The organism is Pseudomonas sp. MF6755 (assembly GCF_016405635.1).
Taxonomy (GTDB): Bacteria; Pseudomonadota; Gammaproteobacteria; order Pseudomonadales; family Pseudomonadaceae; genus Aquipseudomonas; species Aquipseudomonas haemolytica.
In genome coordinates this window covers 251315-262862 of the sequence record NZ_JAEKDA010000002.1, presented here as the reverse complement: position 1 = coordinate 262862, position 11548 = coordinate 251315, and the positions used below count along the sequence as shown (strand labels likewise).

Genomic DNA, 11548 nt, shown 5'->3' with positions numbered 1-11548 from the left:
GAGCCTCCCGTGGGAGCCAGTATTACCCTTGCAGGTGAAAGCCTGATCGCGCAAAAACAAGGCGCACAACAACCCCTGATTGTTTCCCGATTCGTCCTGGCCAACGTGCCCGGGCTGGATCCTAACGGCCCGATCGACCGGGCGGCGCCGAAGCCGGCCGCGCATCTGGTGGCGACCTATGACGTCACCCAAAAAGGGTTCGTGAACCCCAACCAGATTGTTTACAGCCTGATGATGGGCAGCGATATCGGGGACTTTGACTGGAACTGGATCGGCCTGGAGAGCGCCGAAAACGTGCTGTTGGCCGTGGCCTACGTGCCGCTGCAGCAGAAGCGCAAGAACATTCCCCCGCAACAGATGGGCAACAACGTTACGCGCAACTTCCTGGTGGTGTTCGACGGCGCCCAGGCGCTGACCGGGATCACCATCGATGCCAAGACCTGGCAGCATGACTTTACCGTGCGCCTGCACGGCATCGACGAGCGCGAGCGCTTGAGCAATCGCGACACCTTTGGCCGGGCCTGCTTTTTCAGTGATGGCCTGAAACTGTCCAAGGTCGGCAACGGTTACCAACTGCAGGCGGGCACCGCCTATATCGAAGGTGTGCGGGTGCTTTCGACTGCAGCAGTTGCCGCCTCACCGCCGGCGTTTCCCGCGAGAGCCTGGCTGGATGTGAGCCTGGAGCGTCAGTTAAGTGATGTGGTGGCCCGCTGGGAGGTGCGTTTTGGCGCCGCCCTGGCTGACTTCACCGACAGTGCCGGCGTGCGCCATTTCTGCGTGCCGCTGGCGGATCTTCCCGACTCCAACACTGTGATCGATCTGCGTCAGGCTGAGCCGATCAGTGATTCCCTGGTCAAGCATTTCGCAAGTAAGGAGTGGGTCGAAGATGAATTGAAGAAGAAGGCCGACAAGGGGACCACCCTTGGTAGCTACGGCATCACCGACGCCATCCCGAACCTGAACATATTGCCGGGTTACAACCTGGATGTGCACGCGGGCCAATACGGTTTTCTGTCCGCAGCAGATGAGACCCACTTGTGCCAGAACTGCTATTGGAACGGCTCCAGTTGGTTGCGTCATGACGTCACTAAACCCGCTGTGGCGCTGATTGCTGGGGCCGGTAGTGTGCGTATCCAGCGCGTACGCGCAGGTGCCAATCCAATCGTTTGGGATCGCGGCGACTATGTGAGGGATAGCGGCGATACCTACAGCTCGACGGACGTTGATCAACTGATCAAAACGATCAATACGGCCATTAGCAAGAAGGCAGATAAAGGAAAGACGCTGGCTGAATACGGCATCCATGACGCCATTCCCAACCTAAACCCACTGCCCAATAGCAGCTTCGATATTCACGGTGGTTCCTACGCATTTCTCACTTCAATCAGTGAATCGAACCTCAGTCAAAACTGTTATTTCAACGGGGCGGAGTGGGTGCGCCATGACGAGACAATGCCGTCTGCCACGGTGTTTACCAATTCCGGCGGCGCTTATGTGCGCAAGGCACTACCTGGGCCGAATCCGATTCAGTGGTCCTATAGCGCTCAACTGATGGACAGCGGCAATACCTATGATACGAAGGCCATCGACCGCTTTTTCTTTGGTGTGAATCAGTCACTGGCGCAGCACGATAAGTCTATTTCACAGATCAATTCTGACCTCAGCAAAAAAGCGAACAAAGGTACAACGCTCGCTGAGTATGGGATCAACGATGCTATCGAGAACATCAACCCACTGCCCGAGGCGAGCCTTGATCTGCACGGTGGATCTTATGCGTTTGTCACGGCTGAGAGGGAATCGCACCTAACGCAGAACTGCTACTGGAACGGTAGGAGCTGGGTTCGCCACGACACGAGCAAACCCGCTGTAGCGCTGATTGCCGGGGCCGGTGGGTTGCGGGTTCAGCGGGTTGCTCCTGGGGCGAATCCTATTGTTTTCACGGGCTCGTCCGAGGTGATCGATTCCAGTAAGAAGGCCGGACCTGGTACGGCGGGTATTGCTCCGATTGCCACCTTAGAACAAGTGGCAGCGGGCGCCGATGAAACCAGCATCGTGACGCCTCGCACCTTGCGCTGGGGGTTCTCCATCAATCTGGCTGTCAATGGCTACCTTGCGTTCCCGCGCTGGATGGGCGGGCTGATCATCCAGTGGGGCAATGCCTACATCGCTACCAATGGCACCCAGTTCCTTTTCCCAATCGGGTTTCCCAATACGTGCTTCGTGCTGAACCTGGGCACAGGGGAGGACACCACCGGCCAGGCAGAAGTGATGAACATCAAGCCGGGCTCCCTCACTCAAAGCGGATTTATCGGCAACGCCACTGCCGCGTCGACCTATCCCTACATTGCGATCGGGCATTAAGGAAATTTTCATGAGCAAATACTTTTACAGCCCGTCGCTGCACACCTTCTTGGTCGAGGGCATACACCCGAAACGACCAGGTGATTGTGTGGTGGTCAGCTATCAGGACTATTCCTATCTGCTGGCCAAGCAGTCCCAGGGTTATCAGATCGTATTCGACGCAGAGGCCAAACAGCCCGTGGCGCGTCTGGCCCCCGGCACCAGTAAGCCCGAGCAATTGAAGGCCCTCTATCAGCAGAAGAGCGGCGAGATCAATGCAGCGTGTGAGGCCGCGATCATTGGTGGCTTCTGGTCGGACGCGCTCGGTTCGCCGCACCAGTACCCCAGCAAGCTGGACGATCAGTTGAACCTCACCGGCGTGATCCTGCAGGGCTTTGACAGCCCATACGGCTGCAGAGACGCGGACGGTTTGAAAGAGCTACGACCGCACACCGCCAAGCAATTGCGCCAGGTCAGTGAAGACTTCACCACCTACAAGATGGAGCTGCTGCAGCGCGCCAACCAGTTGAAGCAGCTGCTCGACCAGGCGCTGGCAGACGGCGACTTAAACGCGCTTGAGGTGGTGACCTGGGAGAGCCTGCAGTCATGACCTGGGCAGCGGTGACGATGCGCTGGCCAGCCCAGGCCACCCAATGGATGGGCCAACTAACAGAGGCCAAGGATCTGGCCAGCACTGAACAGGCCAGTACCTCCAAGCGCTTGGCGGATCTGGACGGCAAGACCAGCACCAACCCGGGGCCGGTGGGTGACGCCGCCCTGGGCGCGATCGTTGCCGGCCGTGGGGCACTGGCTGATCAGATGGGCGAGGCCCCGGCGTGCCTGGTGGTGACGCCGTTTCAGAGTGGTATCGGCCAGGGCCGGGGCTACCAGCGTTTCCTGTCGGCACCGAACCTGCTGCAGCAGCTGGCCGGCAAACTGGTGGACGTGAGCGACACCGGCCGGCCGGACGGCCCCCAGTTCGCCCTGTGCATGATGTTCCTGGCCACGCGCTTTGATCAGTTAGCCGAGAGCCTGGCGCGCTTCAATGCGCTGTTGCCCATACCTGGCCTGGTGCGAGCCGAGCGCCGCGCACGGCACCTGTCGAAGCTGGAGACGGAAAAGTGGGAGATCCCCGCCGCCGGCACTTTGCCGCGTTGGCAGGCGTTGCCCTTGGAGCGCTGCACCGTGGTCAAGGCCGCGCAGCAATCCATGTCTGGCCAGCTCGCTGTCCTGGAGAGCTACGCGGCCGACAGCTCGCCCATGGCCGACCTCGCCGCGCTGGCAAACCGCAAGGCGGCTCAACAGCATGGCCGGGATCAGCAGCTGGCCGACCTTAAAGCCTCACTTGCCGGCGGCAACCCTGACAGCAGTATGCGCGCTCGCCTGATTGGCCCAGGCAACTCCACCGAACTGCGTCAGGCGCTGTTGGCCGGTGACGCCCCGGGGCATGAATGGGTGCTGTGTGCCGGCGCGCTCCTGGTGGGATCTGAAAAGGGGCTGAGCTTTGTTCGTGAGTTGGTGGGCCTATGACGCTGCTACTGGATGGGCAAGAGGTGCGCGGGAAAAATCTCAAGGTCACCGGCAATCTGCGCATCGAGAGCGACGATTTGTCAGGCCAGACCAGCAACACCGACAAGGGGCACAAGGGCTTCAAGCCCAAGACCCTGACCGTCAGCCTTATGATTCCTTTCGTTGACCAGGTGCAGCTGCGCGACCTCATGCGGCTGGTGGAAGCAACCGAAGGCGGTGGTCAGCTCAAGACCTACCGCATCGTCAACGACACCGCCGCCGCGTTTGGTATGCGCCAGGTGACGTTCACCGAAGGCGTGAGCGCCCGGGAGGACGACAACCTTCGCGGCTGGCTGATCCAGTTCACCCTGACTGAAAAGCTGTCGAACCCTGAGAAAGTAGAGGGCCGGCGATCGGGTAACGCGGTTACCGCGCAGTCAGGCCCAGGCGGGGCAGTGGGTGGCAGCGGGGGCACCGGTGGCGACTCCAGCAGCGGACCGGAGGAACTGACCGGCTTTGAAGCCACGCTGAAGAAGGTGGACGGATGGCTGGGCGGGGCTAACACATGAAGCTGCACAAGGAGTTGGCCATCAACGGCGTGCCCTACGTCCTGGTCAAAAACGAAGTCCGGCTGGACGCGAAAAGCCCCGGCCGGGCGACGTTCACCATTCAAGCCTCGGCGCCGGTCAACGGCCTGGTGACGCTCGATATCGGCTACAACGGCAACATGCTGCAGCGACACTTCATTGGCTACGTCGAACGCTCCACCACGGCCAGCAGCACCCAACAGGTGCTGTTCTGCCGCGAGCTGGCCGCGATCCTGGCCAACCCGCTGCCGCTGAATCTGCGCCACGTCGACCTGCGCGCTGTCCTGGTCGAGATCAGCCAGCACACCGGATTGCGCTTTCGCGTCCCGGACCGGCATTACGCCGGCGTTAAGGCGCCGTTCTTCTACAGCCTGGCCGCTGGTTACCAGGCCATGGACAGTCTGGCCCGGGTTTTCAACATCCCCGACTTTATCTGGCAGCAACAGGGTGACGGAGAGGTATTCGTGGGCAGTTGGGCCGACAGCTTTTTTGGCGTTCGCCCGCCGCTGCAGCTGCCGGTGGAACTGTTCGACGACTACCAGGGCAATCAAAGCGCGATGATTGCAGCCCTTCCCGGGTTGCGACCAGGTGCAACAATCAACCACGGCGAGCGCATCACCAGTGTGACGCTCATCGACAACCAAATGGCCATCCGATGGACGACGCAATCCGCCGCAGCGTAGAACGACAATTTCCTGAACTCACCGGTGGTTACCACCTGCCACGCTTTGCCCGGGTTGTCGCTGTGGCCGATGCCCCGGCGGGCGCCGGGATCTGTGACGACTTCCGGCCGCGCTATGCGGTCGACATCGAGGTGCTGGGCCCGGACGGTGAGCCAGACACCAAGCTGCCGATCCTGGCGGGCGTGCCGTTGCCACTGCCCACCGGTGGCGAGGAAATGGGCATCTATGCGTTTCCCGAGGAAGGCACCCAGGTGGTGGTGTGCTTTGCCTATGGCCTGCCGCACAAGCCCTATATCCAAACCATTCTGCCCCACGGTCTGAGTATGCCCAGCGTGCCGAAAGGGGACCAGGTGTGGCAGCACAGCGAGGCTTGTCAGCAGCGTGTGGACGCCGATGGCAACTGGCTGCGCCAGACTGACGGCAAGATCCGCGATAAGGCGATCGAGCGGGAAGTAGAGGCGATGGGGAACACTGAGCGTTTCCAGAATCACACCAGGACGGTGGATGACCATTCAAAGGAGTTGGTGGGGGGCATCAAGACGCTGGAGGCCTTGGGCGCGCTCAAGCTGTTGTCGGGCGGATCTGCGAGCCTGGCGGCAGTCGATGATCTGCACCAGGCGACCGGGCGAGACTTGAATCTGGTGGTGGGGCAAAGGTACAACGCTACGGTGGGAGGTGATATGCGCGAACGAGTTGAAGGTGTACGCCAGAGTGTTGCCCGTTTGAGTCAGATTCACCAAGCCCCAAAAAACTGGATAGGTTCCGAAAGTGTAAATCTTTTTCAAGTTGTATGTGAAATTCTCGACTTATTGGAGAGGTTGAGTTTACAAGTTGCTAAACATTCTCATACGCCAGGGGCGTCACCGCTCCCTGAAGACGTAAAGGAGTTTCTCGTTACTGCGTCGGTAGCTAACAGCCTATTGTACAAGACTGCAGAGGTAACTGATCTGAGATGAAACTAGTAGTTGTCGGGCCACTTCCACTCAGTCATTGGCTGAAAACGAAGATGAATAAATTCCGATACCTCAGAAAAAAGTTTCATTGTTAAATGGTTGATTGCATTGATGCGAGCGTACTTGCTTTTTACAAGGGCGAGGTTTTCAGAGTTTATTGTGGATCTGTCACGTATCTTAGCAATTAAATCAATCGCATCTGGAAGAAAAGTTGATTTCGGGACTGCCGGGTTAAGACATGCTATAGATTTGTTAAAGAGTAAGTTTATTTTTTTCTCAACAATGTTGCATCGGTATTCTATATAAGAGCTAAATAGTTTGCTTTTTGCTAGATGTGTTTCGTCATCGTTTTCTGCATCTTTCCAAAACTTGTAGTTCTCGTCTGCAATTTCTTGCAGCGTCTTTTCAATAGACGCTGCAAGTGAGTTTATTTCAGATTGACGTGCGAGAGCTCGTGAGTTTTTAAAAACAAAAATCCACCCGATGAACATCAGGGCTATCGCCAAGATTCCAGTTTCAGCGAGATACTTGATAGCTGTCAATTTGATTTAGCCTTAGGCTTGGCCTCTGAAATGTATTTTAAAATATTGTTCTTAATGCTGTCGAACTCAGTAATGAAGCTTAGTCTTCTCAATACATCTTCTTTTTTGAAGCCTTCATAGATTACCAATCCTGCAAATGCCTCATCTGAAAAAGATGAGGGGCAGCCAAGTACATTGCTTAAGTCAATGATTACATGCTCATACTCTTCCAAGCGTTTGAGTAGAATGTCTTTCCTAAAACGAAGGCCATTATCTTCCCCATCCTTATCATCCCTTCCGAAGGGCATGTCGGAAAACTCATTCCCGACGTCGATGGTGGTTTCAGGTTTCATCGTTGGTCTCCAACATTAAATTCCACTGGATCAGTGTCCCACGGAACTGTGAACCTAAAGTTTCAAGAGTCTCTTGATCATCTTTAGTCTTGTACTCGTAGTGACCCGATCCGCTAAAAATCAGCATAGAACCATGAGGGTTGCGTTGAACAAAATCTTTTGCCTCTGTCAACCCTTTACCTCTGTTATCTAACTTAAATCTGGATCTTCCATAGTCTACCGCTGCCTTGATACTTTTTGCGTCTGGCGAAACCAAAACTTTATAACCTTTTAGATCAACCCATTTTGAAATAGTTTCAATGAGTGCTGCTGCCCAAGGCTTAGTGCTAATTGTAGCAGGTATGCCTGCCCCCATATCATACACAGCAATAAAAAATTGATCATCTATGCGCTGTGCAATGAACCACCAATTTCGCAATATTAATGGCACGGGGCTAGTATGGAACTCATCATCGTATGCATGTTGCCACACATTTGAAATTGACTCCGTAATAGCATTGTAAGCGAGTACCTTGCCTTCGTGCATTCCAGCTTTTAGTACTGAAGCTTGTGCGTACTTTAAAAGCTTTCTGAGCTCACTTTTGTCTTTTTGTAAGTGAGCCTCATATGTCATTGTGCAGATTTCTAAGGAGTCTGGATACGCCTGCAAAGATCTAGATCTAGATTCGCCAGTTAGATTCCAGAATCCATAAGTTCGAAGGATTACGGAAATTTCTTTAGATGTTGTGCATGTGGTTTTAATTATGTTTTTGTCGTTATAAGTCTTTTGTAGCTGCTCGATGCTGGCATATAGAACTAGCAAGGCTGCGCTTTTGATTGTTGTAACGTTTTTCAGGTCGATAAGAACTCGGCCCGAGCGGCATAGTTTATTAAGCTCTTTTATGAACTTATCGAATTCATCATATCTTTTTTCAAAAAAAGAGATGCTTGATGGTGCTGTAATCACCGTTCTTGAAAATACTTTTCTGAATCTATTTTCCGACTTTAAGGAGTTGTATTTCCGTTTGGCTCGAGCATTTTGCGTACTCCTGCGGGTGGAAATTTCTTGCTTGACAAAGTCAGCTTCCGTTCTTTTCTTCATTGAGATCTGAGATCCATACCTTGCGCTGCGAAATCTGCCCCTGCAGAGAGAGCAAGCACGATAGGTGGACGACCTTCGGGCGTCAATATTTACACCAGCTTCTCGCTGGTCAGAAAGGGACTTTTTTAGCCTCTGAGCGTGAGACTTCATCGCGAGAATGCCTTCTTCTAGGCGCCTGTAGACGCCCTCGATAGAGGTAATTGACAGCGAAAGTAGTCGAAGCTTCCAATTTATACCACTGGTTCCTGTGCCCAAAATGGGGCTGTGTATCTCTTCCTGCTTGGCCATCCTGGCCTGCTCACCTAGCATGATTTCCACTCCTTGATTTCGCTGTATATATATACAGGTTATCGTGAGTGTCTGACTACATTTTCTTGGCTTCGCGCAATGGGTTTGATTCGATGGGGATAAGTGCGCAGCTTGAGAAAAAAGGGAGCGAAATAGCACTTATCCCCCTCCCGCCGACGGGGTTTGCGTCCTTTTTTTGTGCAAACCCAGATGTAGTGCAAACGAACCGGCAGCCCAGACGGGCCGGGGGGCTTTAGGGGCAACCGGCAGTTTCATAGATTGCAAAGTTTTGAAGAGAAGTGCAGGGCGACTGCACAGAGGTGCAGCTGACGATCACGGACGGGGCAGGGCTGGAGGCCCCGGGTTCATTGATCCGTATACAGAAAAATATAGGAATACGGGTGTTTTCAAAAACGAGATAGATCTTTTTTCTCGCCGTCCGTGGCTGCCTTCGATGAGGTCGAATGCTGTCATAAGCCACGAATCGTGTGGGTTTCGCCGAGATTGGAGCATTTCACAATTTGTCGCGATTCCTTAACTGTCGCCTGACCTTCTCAATCGGGCCAAACCTTGCTTGATATGCCCCGCGTTCTCACCGATTGCATCCAAGGCACCACGCACGTTTTCACCTACTTCTACTGAGCCTTGTTGTTCCAGGCGTAGCGTGAGTTCCATCACAGCGGCTTCAAGTGCCAACTGGTTTTCATACATCCTTTCAAGCACATCTGAGAGCGAATATTCATGCGCCATACGAAGGTTCCTATCGTGTCTGAGTCTCTCAGACTAGCCCCAAGCTGAAGGACCCGCCAAATAGATGGCTATTTTGGAACCAGGGCTGGGAAAGAGGTAATTTTGGTTAGGAAAGGCATTAAATCTCCCGCAGCCCGCGTATTTCTTGGGTTTGACGCATTACCCTGAGAAGTAATATTGGGTAATTGCAAAGGTAATATTCGCCCAAGTGCCCGGTTTTGCTGGGGATTGAGCTTGTCAGGAATTACCCGATGAAAAGGTAATGACCTAACCTATAAATTACCAAATTATTACCTTTCTAAATATCTATCAAGCTATTGAAATTAAAGGGTTTTATTCTGTTTTATCAAGCGTATTACCAATATTACCTTTTTCCCATGCCTCAACATAAACCGGGCGGCACGCCGTTTTTTACCCTCTCTCAACCCTCGCGCACTAACTTGGTGCAAAACCCATGGGACTACCATGGGACTGAGAATGCCGATTTTTTGGAGAGCGAGCATCGCTGCAGCCCTCGTAAACCGGGCACTTGCATAATGAAAGTGACTTTGCGGGTAGTTTCGAATCTCTCCTTCACCGCCACATTAAGTAAACACAAACCCCTGGTTTTCCTAAAGAAAACCGGGGGTTTGTGGTTCTTGGTGTCTGAAAAATGGCCCATGGAACTGGCGGGTTCTTAACGTTGATCTTGCGTAGATTCATAGCGTGCATGTTGGGCGTATTAAGCCCATATTGACTTGGTATTTTGATCGCTGTGGGTACGCTCAACCTGGATACTGATGAACCTAGAAAATTCACAGTAAGGTTCAGCACGCCAACACTATGAAGAGGTCCATGAAAACCATCACGCTCGTGTCTGGTCGATTAACACCTAAAGCTCTTTCTGTGGGCCTGGTAGCGTTCATCTTTCTGGTGTGTGTCATGTTGGTTTCCGCAATTGCCTGGCAGTTAAAGCAATCGGCGGATGAACGATTGGCGAATGCCAAAATTGCTGTTCATAACATTGTTCGGGCTTCCGAGCAGCAGGCTCAAGATACCTTGCGTCAGGCTGAAAGCATTCTCAGCAATCTTGCAGAACGCGTTGAACATGAAAAACTTGACGCCGAACAGAGAGTTCGCTTATCCAAAGTAATGGCCAACAACGTTGAGGCAACCGACGGCATTCAAGGATTGTTCATTTACGACCAGAATGGCGACTGGGTAGTCAATTCGTTCTCCGCAGAGGCGGTCGCGAAGAACAATAGCGATCGATCTTATTTTATTTACCACAAAAATCATCCTGGCTCGGCTATCCATGTAGGCCAGGTCATTTTGAGCCGCACCACTGGCGACATGATCATCCCTGTCAGCCGCCGCACTCAATACCCGGATGGCAGCTTCAGCGGTGTGGTATTGGCGACGTTGCCTGTCGCATATTTTCAACGTTTCTTTGAGCGTTTAGACGTAGACAAACAAGGGGTGATACTGCTTGCGCTGAATAACGGCGATTTGTTGGCCCGCCGACCAATGATTGACGCGCTAATGACGACGAATATCGCCAAGGGGGAGCTGTTTAGTCGATATTTGATAAACAGCAACGACGGAACAGCAAGCCTGACTTCCGTTGTGGACGGGATAGAACGAGTCTATGCCTACAGCCGCATACGGGGCCTTCCGATCGTCGCCGCAGCGGGATTGTCGTTAGACTCAGTATTTGCAACATGGTGGACGTACGTCTATCAGGCATCCATTATGGTGGCGCTAATCATTTTTGTGCTGACCGGTCTGGGCTTTCTCTTTTACCGACAAATTCAACGTTTGTTGGTGGCAGAAGAAGATCTGCGTCTTGCGCATCGTGATTTAGAACTTATTGCTAAAACTGATAGCCTTACTGGGTTGCCCAACCGTAGGTGTTTCGACATTACACTGGCGCAAGAGTGGTCCAGAGCATGCCGCACGGGGAATAGCGTAGCGCTCATACTTATCGATATAGATTGGTTCAAGCAGTACAACGATTATTATGGCCATGTTCTCGGCGACGAATGTTTAAGGCGAATTGCACAGTTAGTCGGCAAGAATATAAATCGTCCGGCCGACCTGGCTGCTCGGTATGGTGGGGAAGAGTTTGTAATCCTGCTTCCAGAGACGGAACTGGCAGGTGCAGTAGGGATCGCAGAGGAAGTGCGGTCAGCAATAGAGGCTGCAAAAATTGAACACAGGGGCAGTGCGACAGGCATTGTCACCATCAGCGCAGGTGTCGCTTCCAACCACCAGGATGGCGTAATTGAAGCAACTGATTTGCTGGAAAAATCAGATAGTTTTCTGTATCGCGCAAAAAAACTGGGGCGCAACCGAGTGGAGCATCAGTCGCTGGAAGTCCTCGAAACATAAAGCGTCGCGGCTCCCCCGCATATCATTTTAATCAACAGCACGTAGCCTCTCGGATCATCGGTAACTCGGCCGCCCTGGAGCGACTTGGCAGCTATTGGAGTTGCGATTTCGAG

Annotated in this window: 11 protein-coding genes; 7 read left to right on the top strand and 4 right to left on the bottom strand. The window is 53.4% G+C overall.

What is annotated here, in order from left to right:
• Positions 1-9 precede the first annotated feature (9 nt).
• Genes JFT66_RS03570 through JFT66_RS03545 form a run of 6 tightly spaced genes read left to right on the top strand, consistent with a single transcriptional unit; the run spans position 10 to position 6075 of the window.
• Positions 10-2361 (top strand): phage tail protein, encoded by a 2352-nt coding sequence (locus JFT66_RS03570; RefSeq protein ID WP_198858762.1) that lies wholly within the window; start codon positions 10-12, stop codon positions 2359-2361.
• A gap of 10 nt (positions 2362-2371) precedes the next feature.
• Positions 2372-2950: a DUF4376 domain-containing protein gene (locus tag JFT66_RS03565; RefSeq protein WP_198858761.1), complete on the top strand. Its 579-nt coding sequence runs from the start codon at positions 2372-2374 to the stop codon at positions 2948-2950.
• On the top strand, positions 2947-3870 hold the full coding sequence (locus JFT66_RS03560) for a hypothetical protein (RefSeq protein ID WP_198858760.1): 924 nt from the start codon (positions 2947-2949) through the stop codon (positions 3868-3870). The genes JFT66_RS03565 and JFT66_RS03560 overlap by 4 nt, the downstream gene beginning before the upstream one ends.
• On the top strand, positions 3867-4418 hold the full coding sequence (locus JFT66_RS03555) for a baseplate complex protein (RefSeq protein WP_019817394.1): 552 nt from the start codon (positions 3867-3869) through the stop codon (positions 4416-4418). The genes JFT66_RS03560 and JFT66_RS03555 overlap by 4 nt, the downstream gene beginning before the upstream one ends.
• Complete coding sequence (locus JFT66_RS03550) at positions 4415-5119, top strand: hypothetical protein (RefSeq protein ID WP_198858759.1); 705 nt, start codon at positions 4415-4417, stop codon at positions 5117-5119. Before JFT66_RS03555 ends, JFT66_RS03550 begins: the two co-directional genes overlap by 4 nt.
• Entirely contained in the window at positions 5092-6075 is a 984-nt protein-coding gene (locus tag JFT66_RS03545) for a hypothetical protein (protein ID WP_198858758.1), read from the top strand. Before JFT66_RS03550 ends, JFT66_RS03545 begins: the two co-directional genes overlap by 28 nt.
• Before the next feature lie 2 nt (positions 6076-6077).
• On the opposite strand, the gene JFT66_RS03540 is transcribed toward JFT66_RS03545, so the two are convergent.
• The 4 genes from JFT66_RS03540 to JFT66_RS03525 form a co-directional block, all read right to left on the bottom strand.
• A complete protein-coding gene (locus tag JFT66_RS03540) occupies positions 6078-6614 on the bottom strand; it encodes a hypothetical protein (RefSeq protein ID WP_198858757.1) in 537 nt (178 codons plus the stop codon).
• Positions 6611-6946: an STAS-like domain-containing protein gene (locus tag JFT66_RS03535; RefSeq protein ID WP_198858756.1), complete on the bottom strand. Its 336-nt coding sequence runs from the start codon at positions 6944-6946 to the stop codon at positions 6611-6613. Before JFT66_RS03535 ends, JFT66_RS03540 begins: the two co-directional genes overlap by 4 nt.
• The gene (locus JFT66_RS03530; protein WP_198858755.1) at positions 6936-8027 is read right to left on the bottom strand and encodes a hypothetical protein; all 1092 of its coding nucleotides are present in this window, start codon (positions 8025-8027) and stop codon (positions 6936-6938) included. Before JFT66_RS03530 ends, JFT66_RS03535 begins: the two co-directional genes overlap by 11 nt.
• Positions 8028-8849: 822 nt before the next feature.
• Complete coding sequence (locus tag JFT66_RS03525) at positions 8850-9065, bottom strand: hypothetical protein (RefSeq protein WP_198858754.1); 216 nt, start codon at positions 9063-9065, stop codon at positions 8850-8852.
• Between the two features lie 834 nt (positions 9066-9899).
• Between JFT66_RS03525 and JFT66_RS03520 the strand changes: the two genes are divergently transcribed.
• On the top strand, positions 9900-11435 hold the full coding sequence (locus JFT66_RS03520; protein ID WP_034120712.1) for a sensor domain-containing diguanylate cyclase: 1536 nt from the start codon (positions 9900-9902) through the stop codon (positions 11433-11435).
• Positions 11436-11548 lie beyond the last annotated feature (113 nt).